This window comes from Pseudomonas sp. TYF_14, from assembly GCF_043105275.1.
GTDB lineage: Bacteria > Pseudomonadota > Gammaproteobacteria > Pseudomonadales > Pseudomonadaceae > Aquipseudomonas > Aquipseudomonas alloputida.
Map to the genome: position 1 here is coordinate 24,372 of NZ_JBICLK010000087.1, position 17,507 is coordinate 41,878.

The following is a 17,507-nucleotide window of genomic DNA, read 5'->3' on the forward strand; positions in this document are numbered from 1 at the left end:
GATGAACGGCGTCAACCATTTTGTAGTGAATATTTTTGCTCACTACATTCTGTCGTTTTGTCCGACAATCAACGCGAGCGTTATAAGCCGGAAAGGATGTCGAAGGCGGCTTGAACCCGCGCCTGGTTGGGGTAATTCCGATTGGCCAGCAGCACGACTGCCAGCTGTTCTGCCGGCACGAACGCGGCGTACGCGCCGAAGCCGTTGGTGGCGCCGGTCTTGTTGTACCAGGCTGCCGGTAGCGCGGGCAGGGCCGGTTGCAAGCGAGTGGTGGCCTGCGGTTCGCGGATCAGCTGTGGGCTGTTGCCATCGATCAGTGTGCTCAGCGTGACCGGGTAGGGGTAGCGTTCCCAGCCCAGGCCTTGCGTCATGGCGCCAACCTGGAAGTAGCCCTGCTGGGTAATGGCGGTGGCTTTCGCCAGGGCCGGTGGCAGGCCCTGCGGCTGCATGTGCAACCGCACATAGCGCAGCAGGTCGCTGGCGCTGGTTTTGATGCCGTAGGCCTCATCGGCGTAAGGGCCGGGCCCTACACGCACCGGCTTGTCGTCGGCGTCATACCCTTGGGCATAAAGCCCCTGGGCGCTGGCCGGAACCTGAAGGTAGGTGTTTTTCAGGCCCATCTTCGTCAGCAGGCCCTCACTCATCAGCGTGGAAAACGGTTGGTGCTGCGCACGGGCGGCCAGGTCACCGAACAAACCCAGGCTGGGGTTGGAGTAGCAGCGCTGGGTGCCAGGTTTGGCACGAGGTTGCCAGTGGCGGAAGAAATCGACTACCTGTTGCGGTGTTTGTACGGTGTCGGGGAACTGCAGTGGCAGGCAGTCGGCGCTATAGGCGCCCAGTTCCAGCACCGTCGCGTCGCCGATGGGGACGCCGGCCAATGCCGGGTGATAGCGCTTGGCCGGGGCTTCGAGGTCAAGCTTGCCCTCGGCGCTGGCAAGCGCGGCCAGGGTGGCCGTGTAGGTCTTGCTCAGCGAACCGATCTCGAACAGCGTATCGCGGCTGACCGGTACGTTGTCGGCCTTGCTGGCCACACCGTAGCTGAAGTAATGCGCGTGGTCGCGTGCATAGATGGCCACAGCCATGCCGGTGATGCCTTGTTCCTGCATGAGCGGGCGGATGATCTGGTCGACCTTGGCCTGTAACTGGTCGTCGGCCTGGGCGCTGGCATGGCCTAAGGCAAGGGTAATGGCGGCTGCAAGTGCAGCCAGACGTGGGCGGAGCATGGTGAGTCCTTTTGTGGAGCGTGTCCGTTGAGCGATACCACTCGGGGTTCCGGCGTTAGCGACGGGGAGCCAAAGACCTTATCGTCTGCCCACCCACCATGACAAGATGGATACAGTGATGAAGTATTTGCGCATGTTATTTGACAATTTCACCCTGGCCTTGCTCGGTGTGGTACTCATCGCCACCGTACTGCCTTGCTCGGGCGATGGCGCGGTGTATTTTGGCTGGCTGACCAACCTGGCCATTGGCCTGTTGTTCTTCCTGCATGGCGCCAAACTGTCCCGTGAAGCCATCATTGCCGGTGCCGGGCACTGGCGCCTGCACCTACTGGTGTTCTCCTGTACTTTCGTATTGTTCCCGCTGCTGGGCCTGGCGTTCAAACCTCTGTTCGTACCGCTGGTGGGTAACGAGCTTTATCTGGGCATCCTGTACCTGTGTGCCTTGCCTGCAACCGTGCAGTCGGCCATTGCCTTTACCTCGCTGGCCCGCGGTAACGTGCCGGCGGCCATCTGCAGCGCAGCGGCCTCCAGCCTGTTGGGTATCTTCCTCACCCCGTTGCTGGTGATGTTGTTGCTGGGTGCCAGTGGTGATACAGGTTCCGGCCTGGATGCGGTGTTGAAGATCACTTTGCAGCTGCTGGTGCCGTTCGTTGCCGGGCAGGTCGCGCGGCGCTGGATCGGCGCCTGGGTCAAGCGCAATGCGCGCTGGCTCAAGGTGGTGGACCAGGGTTCGATCCTGCTGGTGGTGTACACCGCCTTCAGTGAGGCCGTGGTTACCGGTTTGTGGCACACCGTATCGCCGCAGCATTTGGCGGGGTTGTTCGTGGTGTGCTCAATTCTGCTGGCAGTGGTGCTGTTTGGCACCCGCTTGCTTGGCAAGGCGCTGGGCTTTGACCTTGAGGATCGTATCACCATCCTGTTTGCCGGCTCCAAGAAAAGCCTGGCTACGGGTGTGCCCATGGCCCAGGTGTTGTTCGTGGGCAGTGGCATTGGCGCGATGATCCTGCCGCTGATGCTGTTCCACCAGATACAGCTGATGGTGTGTGCTGTGCTGGCGCAGCGTTATGCCAGCCGTGAGCAGGCGGTGGAGGCTTCGGCGGTGTCTTGAGCGCCTTTACGTTCCCATGTAGATGCTGTGTTGGCGGTCAAGCTTTTCTGCGGTGCTGAGAGCTGAAAAGCTTGGTCGTATCAAAGGGTTGATAGCCGCGAAGAGGCCGTGCCTTCTGGCCAATCTCCACCCGTCGTTCATCGTTGCCGCCGTCACCGTATTCGCGGGTAAACCCGCTCCTACCTTGGTTCGCGCTAACGGCTGAATTTTGCGCCGGGCAAGACAGGCGCTGTAGATGTGGAGCGCAATGGCAGCGATCAGCGGGCCAGGCCTGAACGACGCTCGCGCAGCGCCTTGTCGACTTCGGCCTCGATCTTGTAGGCCGGCCCCTCCAGGTCGTCGAAGTTGCGCGTATAGCGTCGGGCAAATTCCTCCACGCCCAGCTCCTGATACTGCTGCACATGCTTGAGCTCGTGCGCCCACAAGGCCACGTTGTCCTCGGCATCGGCGGCCCGGCGGAAGATGATCGTGTCGATCAGTGTAACGGCGTTCACATCGGGGTTCTGCATTAGCGCATTGGCTGCGCTGATCTGTTGCTCATCCCCCACCCGGAAGCGCGCCGCGTCGAGCACGGCAAAGTCATACCAGGGTTCCAGCTGCGCCCGAATATGCAACGGAATCGGCTGCACACCGCTGGCCGTGGCTTCGTCGCGGGCCTGGCGCAAGGCGTATGCCAGGCTGGACGAGGCCATGACCTCCACATCCTTGAGGATCTGCCCGGCCTGGCCTGGGTCGATCGGGGCGCAGAAGCAGCCCATCAGGCACACTTGATACTGCCCAGGCGGGCAGGCCTGTTCGGCAAGCGCAGGGAGGGCCAATAGCAAACCCAGCAGGGCACTAATCCGCCTCATGCAGGGCCTGTTCGACAAACTGGCGGCTGGCGCCCAGTACCTGCGCTTGCACGCTTTCACTGGCCAGCATGCGCCCGACCAGCAATGCCCCTACGCACTGGCTGATCAGCACCCAGGCCAGCTGCTCATCCTCCAGGGTTGTGCTCCAGGCCCGGTGCAGTTCTACCAGCCAGTGCTCAGCCACTTCACGCACCGGCGTGTCGGCCCGGGCGATTTCCACACCCAGCGGCGGCAACGGGCATCCACCTTCGGCATTGCGCAGGTGGACCAGGCTCAGGTACTGCTGCAGGCAGCGGCCCAGGCGTTCACGGTTGGCTCCCTTGCTGGCCAGGCGTGCCAGGGGGCTGTTGCTCAGCTCCTGGCGTACCACCTCGGTAAACAGGTCGTCCTTGGACGGGAAGTGGTTGTAGAAGGCACCGCCGGTCAGGCCGATCGCTTTCATCAACCCGGCCACGCCGGTACTGGCAAAACCCCCGCGCTTGGCCAGCGCGCCGCTGCTGGCCAGCAACCGCTCGCGGGTTTGCTGTTTGTGTTCGTTGGAGTAGCGCATTCACATGCCTCGGCAAACAGGCTTGACGATGACCGCGATCATAACATAGCGTTCGTTTACTAAACGATCATTTACCAATGGAGGCAGGCATGTCAGAACAACAAAAAGTCGTGCTGGTGATCGGGGCGGGCGACGCCACTGGCGGCGAGATCGCCAAGCGTTTTGCGCGTGAGGGCTATATTGCCTGCGTAACCCGTCGCCAGGCCGACAAACTGCAGCCGCTGCTGGAGGAAATACACGCCGCTGGCGGCCAGGCCTACGGTTTTGGCTCTGATGCGCGCAAGGAAGAGGAGGTGGCCGAACTGGTAGAGACTATCGAGCGTGATATAGGTCCGATTGAGGCATTTGTCTTCAATATCGGTGCGAATGTGCCGTGCAGCATTCTCGAGGAAACCCCACGCAAGTACTTCAAGATCTGGGAAATGGCCTGCTTTGCCGGTTTCCTCACCGCGCAGGCGGTGGCCCGGCGCATGGTTCAGCGTGAGCGCGGCACAATCCTGTTCACCGGCGCTACAGCCGGTACCCGCGGCGCAGCCGGTTTTGCCGCCTTCGCCGGGGCCAAGCATGGCTTGCGTGCCCTGGCACAGAGCATGGCGCGCGAGTTGGGGCCACGCAACATCCATGTCGCCCATGTGGTGGTGGACGGTGCCATCGACACGGCCTTCATCCGCGACAGCTTCCCCGAGCGCTATGCCCTCAAGGACCAGGATGGCATCCTTGACCCGGCGCACATTGCCGACAGTTACTGGTTCCTGCACGCCCAGCCCCGCGACGCCTGGACCTTCGAGCTGGACCTGCGCCCCTGGATGGAACGCTGGTAACCCCCGTTAACATGCAAGGACCGTCACCATGCAAACGTCTGTCGATTTCTTTTTTGACCTGGGTAGCCCGGCCAGCTACCTGGCCTGGACCCAACTGCCGAACCTGTGTGCCCGCCACGGCGCTACGCTGCGCTACCGGCCAATGCTGCTTGGCGGGGTTTTCCAGGCTACCGGCAATGCTTCGCCGGCCATGATCCCGGCCAAAGGGCGCTACATGTTCACCGACCTGGCCCGCTTTGCCGAACGCTACGGTGTGCCGTTCGGGATGCCGCCGGGCTTCCCGGTCAATACCCTGACGTTGATGCGCGGCGTGACAGGGACCCAGTTGCGTTCACCGGATCGGTTCGAGGCATTGCTATCGGTGCTGTTCACTGGGCTATGGGTACAGCGCCGCAACCTGAGCGACAGCGCTGTGCTGAATGAAACACTCGCGCAGGCAGGCTTCGACCCACAGGTTTTTCATGCCCTGGCCGCTGACAGCGAAGTAAAAGCAGCGCTAAAGCACGCGACCGAGGCCGCTGTGGCGCGCGGGGTGTTTGGCGCGCCCACCTGTTTTGTCAGTGACGGGATGTTCTTCGGCCAGGACCGCCTGGACTTTGTCGAGGAGGCGCTACGTCAGGGGGCCAGCAGCCTCTCCAGCTGAGTGCGCTCCCACAGGCTGAGCAGGTCGGCGGGGTTGGTGCCATAGCGCTGCCAGTGTTCGAGGCCGGCCTGTTCGCCGTCGGGGGCTTGGCAATGAACGCAATGCGCCAGGCCTTCGGTATCCAGGGCCAACGTCAGTTGCCAGCCCTGGATGCCGACATCGATCAGGCCGCCATCGCGGCGTGCAGCCACCTCAAGGTGGTGCACGCCAAGGGCCACATTGCGCAGGCACTGGTAGACATCCCGGGCGTTCGGTGAACGTCTGTGGGTCAAGATCAGAAATTCGCCGGCGTGTTGGCGCTGATGATCTCGGCCTCATCCGGGCCGATGTTCTTGAAGCTGTGCGGCAGGGTCGTGGGGATGTAGTAGCCGTCGCCCGAATTGAGCACGCTGACCTGGCCGTCGACCCACAGCTCGACGGTGCCACGGGTGACCAACCCGCATTCTTCGCCTTCAGCGTGCACGATCGGCTCGCCAGAGTCGGCGCCGGGTGCGTACAGCTCACGCAGCATGCGCATTTGGCGGCCTTCGACGCTGGCGCCGACCAGCAGCATGCGCAGGCCATTGCGGCCCAGGTCGGGTTGTTCGCCACCACGGAATACGTAGCGTTCCTCACGCACCGGCTCGTCGAAGCTGAAAAACTCCGCCAGGCTCATGGGAATGCCTTCGAGCAGTTTTTTCAGGGAGCTGACCGAAGGGCTGACGCGATTCTGCTCGATCTGCGAGATCGTCGAATTGGTCAGCCCGCTGCGACGGGCCAGTTCCCGTTGGGAGAGGTTGTTGCGTTCACGCACCAGTTTGAGTCGCGTCCCCGTGTCCATAGCCGCCTTGTAATCAGAGGTGTCAATAATAATGAGCGATGCGCATTAAAACACACTCTGCGCCCTTGCGCGCTGTGCTTCTCAAACCCGCTGCTCACGCGGCATTGGCCACAGCCCGACCAGCAGCAACAGCACGGCCACGGCCAGGAATGGCAAGCGCGGATCAAGGGCATACACCAAGGTACCGGCGAGCGGCCCGATCACCGCGCCCATGCCTTGGGCGGCGCCAATGGAACCGGCCGTGGCGCCTTGTTCGGAGGCCTGCATGGCATTGGCCGCCAGTGCCGAAAACGCCGGGAACACGAAGCCCATGCCGGCCGCCGCAACAAAATAGCAAGCCCACAGCCACGGCGCCGTGGTGGCCAGCGAGCCACAGGCAAAGCCCAGTGCCGATACCGTGGCACCCACCCGGATCATCTTCAGCGGTGGCCACTCCAGTTGGCGCAGTATCACCTGGGCCAGCATCAGTGCCACACCCACGGTGGTCAGGGCGATGCCAGCCGCCTGGGCCGCTTCGGCAGGGCCCAGATGCAAGCGGTCAAGGGCAAAGAAACCGACGATGATCTGTGACACGGTCACGCTGAGCATGGCGCTGAATGCCACCAGCAGCGGCCGGCGCAGGCGCGGGTCGTTCAGCCGCACCGGGCTGGGGGCGTGGCTGTGCGGCAGCGCCTGTGGTTTGAGGGTGAAAAACAGCACGAGGAAGGCAGTGGCCGGCAGCAGCGACATGATATGGAACGGCAGGCTCAGGCTGTGCCGCGCCAGCAGTGCGGCCAGCGCCGGCCCGACCACCAGACCGACGGCGTTGGCTGCTCCCAGTGAGGCCATGGCCCGCGCCCGGCGTTGCGGCTCCACATGGTCGGCGATCAGCGCATTGCAGCCTACCGGGATGGCGGCATAAAAGGCGCCGATGCAACCGCGCGCGATCATCAGGCCGATGAACGCCAAGGTCGCCCCCGGCATCCAGCGCAGGGCGCCTTCGACGAACAGGCACAGCAGCCAGTAGGCCAGGGTAAAGCCGGCGCTGCCCAGCAGCAGGATGCGCCGGCGGCCCAGGCGGTCTGCCGCGCGGCCCCAGGGCCGGGCCAGCAGCACCCAGACCACGCCAGCCACGGTCACGGCGGCGCCGGCTTGCCAGGTGGCCATGCCAAGCTGACGGGCTATCGGGCCGATCAGGGCGACGAAGGCCATCATCGACATGGTGCAGGCCATGTTGGCCAGCAACAGCGGGCGCAGGTTCAGGGTGCTGGCAGGCAGAAGGGTTGCAGGATCCTTTGCGACGTTCATGGGCAGTCCAGGGCAGAGTGGCAAACAAAATCGATATTATTAGGAATCATTATCGATTGTCGAACCCCGTGCTGCTACCGTTCATTCGCTGCGGTGCAAGGGGCCAGGCCACATGCTACGCAACACACCGTCGCGACGCACCCATGCATGCATCAAGGCTGCCCCCACATGCACCAGCACCGTGGCAAACAGCAGGTAGCCGGCCCAGCCATGGGCCTGGCGCAACACGGCATATAGCTGCAGGTTGTGGGGGGCGATGGCGGGCAAGCCGAGCGGGCGCGGGTAATCGCCTGCCGACAGCATGGCCCAGCCCAGCAGCGGCATGGCCAGCATCAGGCCATAGAGCAGCAGATGCGAGGCTCCGGCGGCCCAGCGCTGCAGTTTTGGCAGGTCGTTCGGCAGGGGCGGGTGAGGTAGGGTCAGGCGCACAGCGATGCGCAGTACCACCAGCACCAGCAGGGCCAGCCCGGTGGCCTTGTGCAGGCTGATCAACACCGGGTGACGTAGCGACAGGTCGGCGACCATGCTCACGCCGATGAACAGCATGGCCAGAATCAGCACGGCCATCAGCCAGTGCAACAAGCGGGCGAAAGGGTGGAAGGCTTGAGGTTTCATGGCTTGGCTCCGGTGCTGAGCGATTCGCGGCTACGGCGGTTGAAGGATTCCGAATAGGCGGCCGAGCGGGCGGCGAGGATCGGGTCGGCCGACGCCTCTATACCGCGCGGCAGGATCAGCGGGTCGAAGTTGAGGTCGCGGCAGGCCCCTTGCTCGGGGGCGTCTACCTGTTCCAGCACCAGGGTGCCGGCGTCCACGCTGCGCCGCTCGGCGGGCCACGGCCGGGCAGGGTCGTCCACGGCATCGCCTGGTTCGGCCAGTACCAGGCGCAGCGTCCAGCGCAATGGGCCTTGGGCAAGGCGCTGCTGCAAGTCGTGTTGCAGGAATTGCTTGTCATCAACTTGCGCGGGTAATGCTGCAAATGCAGTTTGTGGCTCGAGCTGCCAACGCACCGGGTGGGCCGCGCCAGCTGCGTCGATCAGGCGGAAGGCATTGATACTGTGGTATTGCGTGTTGGCGAAGCTGTCGCTGGGTTTGTAACCCGCCGCCCATTGGCGAAACGCCGCGCTTTCCGGGTGGGCGGCGAAGAACGCCTGCAGCTTGCCAGGGTCCGGTTTGCCGGTCGCCGGGTCTGGTGCACTCGCCAGTACTTGCTGGTAGAACGCTTGGGGCGTGCTGACTGCCAGTACCGGCGGGTTGTTCATGCCGGTCCGCCAGACCTGGCCATCGTCGGTGCTCAGCTCAATCGCCAGGCTGCGTACCGGTATACCCGTATCCGGGGCGAACGGGTTGGCACCGCCAATGGCAAAGCGGCCAACCACCGGCACCCGTTGCTGGCTGAAGGCGCGCGCCGTGGACAGGTTGGCGGCCTGCCCGCTGGCCTGGAAGTAGCCGCTCACGCACAAGCCCTTGGCGTGGTTCTTGCGGTAGCCTGGGTAATGCCCGGCCTGGGCTTCGAAGGTGTCGATGATGCGCTGTGGCGTCAGTCGGGGGGCGCCGAGCCAGCCAGCGGCATAGGCAAAGCCGGCACCTGCGGCCAGCAGCACGCCGCCAATGGCGGCCAGGCGCAAGGCTTTGGCCGGGCCGTGCAAGGGTGTGTTCATGGTCATCGTCCGGTTCAGTGAAGGTGCCAGTACGACGTGTCAGAGAAAAAGTTATTCCCTCATCGGGAATAGAATTTGTTCACAGGCGTCTGCCCTTTACACTGACAACCCCAGAGGCCGGGACCTAGCCATGCATGATTTGGACGACCACCAGTGGCGCGAGCTGCTGGCCCGCCTGCGCCGCTTTGCCGTGTGGCTGACCCGCGAGCCGGGCAGCGCCGACGACCTGGTGCAGGCTACGGTCGAGCGGGCCCTGAGCCGTCGCGACCAGCAACGGGACGCCGATGCCCTGCGTGCCTGGCTGTTCACCATCCTGTATCGACAGTTCCTCGACGGTAAGCGCCGTGAGCGATTGCATGCGCGCTGGTTGTCCTGGTTCGGCCGTAACGAGCACGACGATGAGCCGGTCGGTGACAACCTCGAAACCATCGTCCTGGCACAGGCCGACCTGCAGGCCTTTGCCCGGCTGACGGCGGAGCAGCGTGCCTTGTTGTTGCTGGTCAGCATCGAAGGCTTGAGTTACAAGGAGGCCGCCCAGGCCTTGGGCATCCCCATCGGCACTGTGATGTCGCGCCTGTCGCGCGCGCGCAATGCCTTGCGCGAACTGACCGAGGGCAACCCCCAACCCCCGGCCTTGCGGAGACTGAAATGACGCGGCTGATCCCCAGCGATGATGAATTGCACGCTTTCGTCGATGAACGCCTGGAACCTGTGCGCCGGGCCGAGGTGCAGGCCTGGCTGGCGGCCAACCCGCAAGCTGCGGCACGGGTGGAAGGCTGGCGCGCCGATGCCCGAAGGCTGCGCACAGCGCTGGCCGGGTTGGGCGAGCTGCCCGGTGCGGCGCAGCTGGACCTTGGCCAGTTGCGTCGGCAATTGCGCCAGCGTCGGCAGCGGCGCTGGGCTGCGGCGGCGGTAGTGATGCTGGCGTTGGGTGTGGGGGGCTTGGGCGGCTGGCAAGTGCGCGATGCAACCCTGGCGCGGGTCGACCTGCCCATGGCTGATGCTGTACAGGCGCACCGTCTGTTCGCCGGCAGTGAAGCACTGGATATCCAGGCCAGTGATCCTGGGCAGTTGCGCGACTGGCTGGGCCGCCATTTCAGCCGGGTGGGCCAGTTACCGGACCTGGCGGGATATGGCTTCAAACCGGTGGGCGCGCGCTTGCTCAGCAACGAGCAGGGGCCGGCTGCATTACTGGTATTCGAAGATGGCAAGGGCCAGCGCATCAGCCTGTTCCTGCGCTCGCCGGGCAACCTTTATCGGCGCATGCCGGACGGGCAGCGGGTCGATGGCCAGCTGGAGGCGCGGTACTGGTCGCATGGGGCTTATAACTTTGCCTTGGTCAGCGCGGCGGACGATGTGCGTGGGGCGGGGGTGGGGGAGGCGTTGAGGTTGGGGTTGTAAGTGTGGGCCCAAGGTGTGCACCTTGGGCCCGTCACCCTAATCAGCTCAACTCCAGCCAGATCGGCGCATGGTCCGACGGCTTTTCCATCCCGCGCAGCTCATAGTCCACGCCCGCTGCCTTGATGCGCGGCACCAGCTGCTGTGAGGCCATGATCAGGTCGATGCGCAGGCCGCGCTTGGGCTCGTCCTCGAAGCCGCGGCTTCGGTAGTCGAACCAGCTGAAACGGTCGGTCACGTCCGGGTACAGGTGGCGGAAGCTGTCTACCAACCCCCAGCCTTTCAAACGTTCCATCCACTCACGCTCCTCCGGCAGGAAGCTGCACTTGCCGGTCTTCAGCCAGCGTTTGGCGTTGTCCGGGCCAATGCCGATATCACAGTCTTGCGGCGAGATGTTCATGTCGCCCATCACCAGCACTGGCTGGTCGTTGCGGAACTGGCTTTCCAGCAGTGCCTGCAGGTCGCTGTAGAAGCGCTGCTTGGCCGGGAACTTGGTGGGGTGGTCGCGGCTTTCGCCTTGGGGGAAATAGCCGTTCATGATGGTGATCGGGCTGCCCTCGGCATCGGCAAAGGTACCCCAGATGAAGCGGCGCTGGGCATCCTCTTCGTCGGTGGCAAAGCCCTTGTGCAGGCTCAGCGGCGGTTGGCGCGACAGCAGGGCCACGCCGTAGTGGCCTTTCTGGCCATGGTAGTGCACGTGGTAACCCAGTGCCTGCACGTCGGCCAGCGGGAACTGATCGTCGCTGACCTTGGTTTCCTGCAGGCCGATCACGTCCGGCTGGTGCTTTTCGATCAGCGCCGCCAGCTGATGCGGGCGGGCCCGCAGGCCGTTGATGTTGAAACAGACGATCTTCATGGAAAGACAATCCCGGTAAAAGGCGCGATGCTAGCCGACATCGACCTGCATCACCAGCATGGCGGCCAGGCGAGCCTGCTGCTAACGTGCTGTTGGGGGTGAACGAAGCGCGCTGGGGCACCTCCAAGGCACTGAATGCCCATTCCAGGAGGTCTGCCCGCAATGCCCGAAACCACAGCCGCCCCGGCCCGTGTCTGCCTGCTCGACGACGGTTACAGCCGCGAGGCACGTTCGCTGCTGTACAACGCCTACCGCCACGAGCCCACCTTCGCCTATATCTTCGAAGCCCAGCGCCCGGGGTATGAGCGGCGCCTGCGGGTGATGGTGCGCGAATGGGTGCGCCAGCACTTCTACCTGCAACTGCCCGCCATCGGCCTGCTGGTCGAGGACCGCCTGATTGCCCTGGCCCTGATCGTGCCGCCGCAGCGCCGGCTGGGCGTGGCCGACAGCTGGGCCTGGCGCCTGCGCATGATGCTGGGTACCGGCCTGCGCTGTACGCGGCGCTACATGGACTACCAGGCTGCATTGGCCAGCTGTCTGCCCACTGACCAGGTGCATGTGTTGCCTTTGCTGGGGGTGCATCCGCAGTTTCAGGGCAAGCACTACGGCGAGCAATTGTTACAAGCTGTGCACGACTGGTGCGCGGAAGACCCAGGCACCCAAGGGGTGGTGCTGGACACCGGTAACGAGCACTACCTGGCTTTTTACCAGCGTCAGGGTTACGAGGAAATTGGCGAAGTAGCTGTAGGACCAATCCGAGAGAGGGTGTTCTTTCATCCTAATCCAGTCTCTTCAAAACCCGCTTTTGCCTGAACAGGCCGCCAGGCGGCTCCCTTGAGCGCCCGGCTCTGGTAGCATGCGCCGCATGACGTATTCAGGAAGATTGACCTGGGGCCTGGTATTCTGGGTCGCCAGTTTCGCAGCATGGGGCCAGAGCGAGTTGTTGGTGAAGGTGAAACCGGCCAACAAGGCGCTCAAGGCCAATGTCGAAGGCTATATAGGCACATTGGGTGACCGCGACGAAGAAGCACTTTTACGCTTCAGTCGCGGGGCAGAGGAGCAGGCGCGCAAAGCGGCGCAGGCACTCGGCTACTATCAGGCGCAGATCGATACCGAGGTCAAGCCCGCCAGCGACGCAGACCATCCCCCACAACTGATCATCAGCATCAACCCGGGCGAACCGATTCGCCTGCGCAACGTGACCGTGCGCATCGAGGGCCCAGCCAGCGAGATGAAGGCCTTCCGCGTGCCTGACAGCAAGGCGCTGCGGCCGGGTGAACAACTCAATCACGGCCATTACGAGGATGCCAAGCGGTTGATCCAGAACCAGGCGTCGCGCTATGGCTTCTTCAGTGGGCGCTTCAGTAGCCAGCGCCTGGCCGTCGACCCGCAAGCCGGTGTGGCGGATATCGAACTGGTCTACCAGAGTGGCCCGCGTTATCGCCTGGGCGCCGTCACCTTCGGTGGCGACACACCGCTGGACGAGGACCTGCTGCAGCGCATGGTGTCGTTCAAGCCGGGTACCCCTTACGACTCGGAACTGGTCGCAGAGCTGAACAACGACCTGCAATCGAGCGGCTATTTCGAAGGCGTGCGCGTGGATGCGGCGCCCACTGCTGCTGTGGGCGAAGAAGTCCCGGTGGATGTTCATCTGGAAACCCGTAAACCACGCACCATGGGCCTTGGCCTGGGCTTCTCGACCGACGTCGGGCCGCGCGGCAAGGCCAACTGGACCCGCCACTGGGTCAACCCACAAGGCCACAGCTATGGCTGGGAAACCGAACTGTCGGCCCCGCGCCAGAACGTCGGCCTGTGGTATGACATTCCCCTCGACCCGCCGCTGACCGACAAGTTGCGCTTTGCCGGCGGCTACCAGAACGAGGAGCTTGCCGGCACCGACACGCTCAGCAAGCTGTTGACGGTCGGCCCCGAGTGGCACAGCAAGCTGCCCAGTGGCTGGCAGCGGGTGATTTCGCTCAAGTACCAACGCGAAGAATATCGCCTGGGTGACGACTCCGGTTTGAGCAACCTGCTGATGCCGGGCGTCAGCTTTTCCTTCCTGCGCAGTGACAACCGTATCGATCCGCACAACGGCTATCGCCTGCAGTTCGATGTTCAAGGTGCCAAGGAAGGGCTGGTGTCCGACACCAACCTGCTGCACGGCAACGTATTGCTCAAAGGCCTGACCACACTCGGCCACAACCACCGCTTTCTCGGACGCGTACAGTTTGGTGGCAGTGCAACCAATGGCTTCAAGAACAACATTCCGCCGTCGCTGCGTTTCTTCGCGGGTGGCGACCAGAGTGTGCGCGGTTACGACTACCAGACCCTGTCGCCGAAGAACAGCGACGGTGACCGTATCGGCGGGCGCTACTTGGTGGCAGGCAGTGTCGAGTACCAGTATTCGCTGACCGAAAAATGGCGGGTCGCGACGTTCGTCGACCAAGGCAACTCGTTCAACGACCTGGAGCTGCCCAGCCTCAAGACCGGTGTCGGCTTTGGTGTGCGCTGGGTATCGCCAGTCGGGCCGCTGCGCCTGGACCTGGCCAAGGCGCTGGATGACGAAGGGGGCATTCGCCTGCACTTTTCCATGGGGCCCGAGCTGTGAAACGCGTAATCAAATTTACTTCACTGGGCCTGCTGGGGGGTGTTGCGAGCGTGGGCCTGGTGCTCGGCTTGCTGCTGGGTACCCAGGCCGGCAGCCGCTGGGTACTGGGCAAGGTGCCTGGGCTTGAAGTGGCCGACTTCCAGGGGCGCCTGGCGGGCAGTTGGCAGGCCAGCCGGCTAACCTGGGCCGACGGCGGCAGCACGGTAGAGATGCAGGCGCCGTTGCTGGCCTGGTCGCCTGCCTGCTTGCTGCGCGCGACCTTGTGCATTGACCAGTTGCAGGCAGACCGCATTGACATGGCCTTTGCGCCAAGCACCGAACCCACCGAGAGCGCCCCGCTGCAATTGCCGACTCTGCGCTTGCCGCTGGCCATCGAACTGGGCGAGGTCAAGGTCGGGCAGCTGCGCCTGGATGGCAGCGATCTGCTTGGCGATTTGCATCTGGCTGCGCACTGGACCAACAGCGGGATACGCATCGACAGCCTGCGGCTGCTGCGCGACGACCTGCAATTGAGCCTACAGGGCGACCTGCAACCCGAAGGCGACTGGCCGGTAAAACTACAGGCGCAATTGCAGTTGCCTGCGGTAGACGAAAAACCCTGGCAACTGGCACTGACGGCCAATGGCCAAATGCAGAAGACGTTGGAACTCGCCGGCACCAGCAGTGGTTACCTCGATGCCACAGTGAGCGGGCAGTTGCAGGCACTGGCCGAGCACCTGCCGGCGACCTTGCACATCCGCTCCGAGGCGTTCAAGCCGGCTGGTGCGTTGCCTGACACCCTGCAATTGAACGCGCTCGAGCTCGATGCCAAGGGCGATCTGCTCGATGGCTATAAACTGTCCGGTAAGGCCAGCCTGCCGGCCGAGCAGTCACCGATCGCCTTGCTCCTGTCCGGTCTGGTCGACAGCAAAGGCGCCAGGCTCGATGCCCTGGACCTGACCGCCAGCGACAGCCAACGGGTCAAGCTGCAAGCCACGGCTGACTGGCAGCAAGGCCTGAGCGCCGATGCGCAGCTGGACTGGCAGGACTTCCCGTGGTTGCGCCTGTACCCGATGGAGACCCCGCCCGAAGTCACCCTCAAACGCTTCAATACCCAGGTGCATTATCGCGATGGCAATTACCAGGGGACTTTCACGGGGGACCTGGACGGCCCGGCGGGAGCGTTCAGCATCGCCAGCCCGTTCGAAGGTGACCTCACCCAGGTGAAACTGCCGCAGTTGGCGCTGACCGCCGGCCAAGGCAAGGCAGCCGGCAGTGTCGCCGTACGTTTTGCCGACACCCTGGCCTGGGATGTCGACCTGCAGCTCTCCGCGCTCGACCCGGCCTATTGGCTGGCCGAATTGCCGGGTACCCTGGCGGGGCCACTGCGCAGCAAAGGCGAACTCAAAGGCGATGCGCTTACCTTGGATGCCCAGCTTGACCTCAAGGGCCGCCTGCGTGGCCAGCCAGCCATGCTCAAGGCCGAGACCCAGGGGGCAGGGCAAAACTGGACCCTGGGCACACTGGCCATCCAGCTGGGTGACAACCGCATCAACGGCAGTGGCAGCTTGCAACAGCGCCTGGCTGGGCGAATCGACCTTGACTTGCCGCGCCTCGGCCAGCTGTGGCCGAGGCTACAAGGCCGGGTCAAGGGCCGGCTGGATGTCGCCGGCACCTTGCAGGCCCCGCAAGGTACGCTCACCCTGCAGGGCCAGCGCTTGGCCCAGGCCGAAAACCGCCTGCAGCAGTTGGACCTGGATGCCCGCCTGGACAACGCCCAACGCGGTGTAGTCGAGCTCAAGGCAACCGGTATCCACCTGGGTGACACAGCCTTGGGCACGTTGCAGGCCAACGGCAAGGGCGACATTCGCCAACAGGCCTTGACCCTGGCGCTGGACGGCCCGCAGCTCAAGCTCGACCTTGGCCTGGATGGCCAGTTGAACAAAGGTGACTGGCGCGGCCGACTGGCCACTGGCCGAATCCAGGCCGGTGGCCAGGAGTGGCAGTTGCAGGCGCCTGCACGCCTGCAGCGGCTGGCCAGCGGCCAGCTCGACTTCGGGGCCCACTGCTGGCGCTCCGGCCAGGCAAGCCTGTGTGGCGACGACCAGCGACTGGCCCCCGAACCGCGCCTGCGCTACCACCTCAAGCAGTTCCCGCTGGGCAGCCTGGCCCAGTGGCTGCCGAAGGACTTTGCCTGGCAAGGCCTGCTCAATGCCGACATCAACCTGGACATCCCGGCCAGCGGCCCCAAGGGCACTGTCGTGGTCGATGCCAGTGGCGGCACCCTGCGCGTGCGCGACAAAGGCCGCTGGATCGATTTCCCTTATCAGGCCCTGCGCCTGGACAGCACGTTGGCACCGCGGCGTATCGATACGCGCCTGGCGTTTCGCGGTGAGCGCCTGGGTGAGCTGAACGTCAACGCGCGGCTCGATCCGCTGGGCAAGAACAAACCGTTGTCGGGTGATTTCCGCCTGGCCGGGCTGGACCTGTCGGTGGCCCGCCCATTCGTGCCCATGGTCGAACGCCTGGCCGGGCAGCTCAATGGCAGTGGTCGGCTTTCAGGCACCTTGCTGGCGCCTCAGGTCAACGGCAACCTGATGCTCAGCGGAGGCGAAGTCAGTGGCGCCGAGCTGCCGGCCAGCCTTCAGGACCTGTCATTGCAGGCGCTGATTGCCGGCGAGCAGGTGCAGCTCAACGGTAACTGGCGCAGTGGCGAGGCGGGACGTGGCCAGTTGAGCGGCAACCTCACCTGGGGGCAGGCACTGGGCATGGACGTGCGTCTGCAAGGCCAGCAACTGCCGGTCGCGGTCGAGCCCTACGCCACACTGGAAGTTGCCCCGGACCTGACTTTGCGCCTGATCGATGACAAGCTGGCGGTGACCGGCAAGGTGCAGGTACCCAAGGGCAAGATCACTGTACGTGAGCTGCCGCCGTCCACGGTCAAGGTGTCGGATGACACGGTAATCGTCGGTCATCAGACCGAGGAAGGCAAACCCCCCATGGCCATGGCCATGGACATCGATGTCGAAGTCGGCCGCGACAAGCTGTCGTTCAGCGGTTTCGGGCTGACTGCCAACCTGCTGGGTCATGTGCACATCGGCGATAACCTCGATACCCGTGGCGAACTGAGCCTGGCAGACGGCCGCTACCGTGCCTACGGCCAGCGCCTCACCATCCGCCGGGCGCGTCTGCTGTTCGCCGGCCCGATCGACCAGCCGTATCTGGACATCGAAGCGATCCGCAAGGTTGACGATGTGATAGCCGGCATCCGCCTGAGCGGCAGCGCCGAGCAGCCGACGACCAAAGTGTTCTCGGAGCCGGCCATGAGCCAGGAGCAGGCGCTTTCGTACCTGGTCTTGGGCCGACCATTGGGCAATACCGGCGAAGATAACAACATGCTCGCCGAGGCAGCGCTGGGCCTGGGCCTTGCCGGGAGCGCCGGCATTACCGGCAGCCTGGCGTCGAGCCTGGGGATCGACGACTTTCAACTGGATACCGAAGGTTCTGGCAACAGCACCAGCGTGGTCGCCAGCGGTAACATCACCGAGAAGCTCAGCCTTCGTTACGGGGTGGGCGTGTTCGAACCGGCCAACACGATCGCGTTGCGTTACAAGCTGAGCAAGAAGGTCTACCTCGAGGCCGCCAGTGGGCTGGCAAGCTCACTGGACATCTTCTACAAGCGCGACTTCTAGGCCCGCAGCGTGG

The 17,507-nt window shown here is 64.0% G+C and carries 17 protein-coding genes; 8 read left to right on the forward strand and 9 right to left on the reverse strand.

The window, feature by feature from the left end; translation table 11 throughout:
• Positions 1 to 80: 80 nt before the first annotated feature.
• Complete coding sequence (ampC, locus tag ACF8O8_RS24635; protein WP_014591258.1) at positions 81 to 1,223, reverse strand: class C beta-lactamase; 1,143 nt, start codon at positions 1,221 to 1,223, stop codon at positions 81 to 83.
• Positions 1,224 to 1,329: 106 nt separating this feature from the next.
• On the opposite strand from ampC, the gene ACF8O8_RS24640 reads away from it, so the two are divergent.
• A complete protein-coding gene (locus tag ACF8O8_RS24640) occupies positions 1,330 to 2,331 on the forward strand; it encodes a bile acid:sodium symporter family protein (protein WP_392510633.1) in 1,002 nt (333 codons plus the stop codon).
• Between the two features lie 257 nt (positions 2,332 to 2,588).
• On the opposite strand, the gene ACF8O8_RS24645 is transcribed toward ACF8O8_RS24640, so the two are convergent.
• Together ACF8O8_RS24645 and ACF8O8_RS24650 are read right to left on the reverse strand one after the other, a co-directional pair.
• Positions 2,589 to 3,182, reverse strand: a complete 594-nt coding sequence (locus tag ACF8O8_RS24645) for a DUF4157 domain-containing protein (RefSeq protein ID WP_010953784.1) — start codon at positions 3,180 to 3,182, stop codon at positions 2,589 to 2,591.
• A complete protein-coding gene (locus tag ACF8O8_RS24650) occupies positions 3,169 to 3,732 on the reverse strand; it encodes a TetR/AcrR family transcriptional regulator (protein ID WP_010953785.1) in 564 nt (187 codons plus the stop codon). Before ACF8O8_RS24650 ends, ACF8O8_RS24645 begins: the two co-directional genes overlap by 14 nt.
• Before the next feature lie 89 nt (positions 3,733 to 3,821).
• Between ACF8O8_RS24650 and ACF8O8_RS24655 the strand changes: the two genes are divergently transcribed.
• Together ACF8O8_RS24655 and ACF8O8_RS24660 are read left to right on the forward strand one after the other, a co-directional pair.
• Entirely contained in the window at positions 3,822 to 4,553 is a 732-nt protein-coding gene (locus ACF8O8_RS24655) for an SDR family oxidoreductase (RefSeq protein WP_010953786.1), read from the forward strand.
• A 28-nt stretch (positions 4,554 to 4,581) separates the two neighbouring features.
• Positions 4,582 to 5,196, forward strand: a complete 615-nt coding sequence (locus tag ACF8O8_RS24660) for a 2-hydroxychromene-2-carboxylate isomerase (protein WP_392510634.1) — start codon at positions 4,582 to 4,584, stop codon at positions 5,194 to 5,196.
• On the opposite strand, the gene ACF8O8_RS24665 is transcribed toward ACF8O8_RS24660, so the two are convergent.
• From ACF8O8_RS24665 to ACF8O8_RS24685, 5 genes are all read right to left on the reverse strand, one after another.
• Positions 5,169 to 5,468 carry a hypothetical protein gene (locus ACF8O8_RS24665; protein ID WP_350297773.1) on the reverse strand — a complete coding sequence of 100 codons (300 nt, stop codon included), beginning with the start codon at positions 5,466 to 5,468 and terminating at the stop codon, positions 5,169 to 5,171. The two genes, ACF8O8_RS24660 and ACF8O8_RS24665, sit on opposite strands and share 28 nt — an antisense overlap.
• Positions 5,469 to 5,470: 2 nt before the next feature.
• Positions 5,471 to 6,016, reverse strand: a complete 546-nt coding sequence (locus ACF8O8_RS24670) for a cupin domain-containing protein (RefSeq protein ID WP_003248033.1) — start codon at positions 6,014 to 6,016, stop codon at positions 5,471 to 5,473.
• An 81-nt stretch (positions 6,017 to 6,097) separates the two neighbouring features.
• Positions 6,098 to 7,303: an MFS transporter gene (locus ACF8O8_RS24675; RefSeq protein WP_003248036.1), complete on the reverse strand. Its 1,206-nt coding sequence runs from the start codon at positions 7,301 to 7,303 to the stop codon at positions 6,098 to 6,100.
• Between the two features lie 81 nt (positions 7,304 to 7,384).
• Positions 7,385 to 7,918 (reverse strand): cytochrome b, encoded by a 534-nt coding sequence (locus ACF8O8_RS24680; protein WP_064491068.1) that lies wholly within the window; start codon positions 7,916 to 7,918, stop codon positions 7,385 to 7,387.
• A complete protein-coding gene (locus tag ACF8O8_RS24685) occupies positions 7,915 to 8,967 on the reverse strand; it encodes a catalase family peroxidase (protein WP_010953791.1) in 1,053 nt (350 codons plus the stop codon). The genes ACF8O8_RS24680 and ACF8O8_RS24685 overlap by 4 nt, the downstream gene beginning before the upstream one ends.
• A 124-nt stretch (positions 8,968 to 9,091) precedes the next feature.
• Between ACF8O8_RS24685 and ACF8O8_RS24690 the strand changes: the two genes are divergently transcribed.
• Both ACF8O8_RS24690 and ACF8O8_RS24695 read left to right on the forward strand, forming a co-directional pair.
• Positions 9,092 to 9,613, forward strand: a complete 522-nt coding sequence (locus tag ACF8O8_RS24690; RefSeq protein ID WP_004577197.1) for a sigma-70 family RNA polymerase sigma factor — start codon at positions 9,092 to 9,094, stop codon at positions 9,611 to 9,613.
• Positions 9,610 to 10,362 (forward strand): anti-sigma factor, encoded by a 753-nt coding sequence (locus ACF8O8_RS24695; protein WP_010953792.1) that lies wholly within the window; start codon positions 9,610 to 9,612, stop codon positions 10,360 to 10,362. Before ACF8O8_RS24690 ends, ACF8O8_RS24695 begins: the two co-directional genes overlap by 4 nt.
• Before the next feature lie 40 nt (positions 10,363 to 10,402).
• Here ACF8O8_RS24695 and xthA read toward each other — a convergent pair whose 3' ends face one another.
• Entirely contained in the window at positions 10,403 to 11,215 is an 813-nt protein-coding gene (xthA, locus tag ACF8O8_RS24700) for an exodeoxyribonuclease III (RefSeq protein WP_392510635.1), read from the reverse strand.
• Positions 11,216 to 11,377: 162 nt separating this feature from the next.
• On the opposite strand from xthA, the gene ACF8O8_RS24705 reads away from it, so the two are divergent.
• The 3 genes from ACF8O8_RS24705 to ACF8O8_RS24715 are packed head-to-tail and all read left to right on the forward strand — an operon-like array spanning position 11,378 to position 17,494.
• Positions 11,378 to 12,028 (forward strand): N-acetyltransferase, encoded by a 651-nt coding sequence (locus ACF8O8_RS24705; protein ID WP_004576713.1) that lies wholly within the window; start codon positions 11,378 to 11,380, stop codon positions 12,026 to 12,028.
• 52 nt (positions 12,029 to 12,080) lie between these two features.
• Complete coding sequence (locus ACF8O8_RS24710; RefSeq protein ID WP_104887882.1) at positions 12,081 to 13,823, forward strand: autotransporter assembly complex family protein; 1,743 nt, start codon at positions 12,081 to 12,083, stop codon at positions 13,821 to 13,823.
• Positions 13,820 to 17,494, forward strand: a complete 3,675-nt coding sequence (locus ACF8O8_RS24715; RefSeq protein ID WP_392510636.1) for a translocation/assembly module TamB domain-containing protein — start codon at positions 13,820 to 13,822, stop codon at positions 17,492 to 17,494. The genes ACF8O8_RS24710 and ACF8O8_RS24715 overlap by 4 nt, the downstream gene beginning before the upstream one ends.
• Positions 17,495 to 17,507 lie beyond the last annotated feature (13 nt).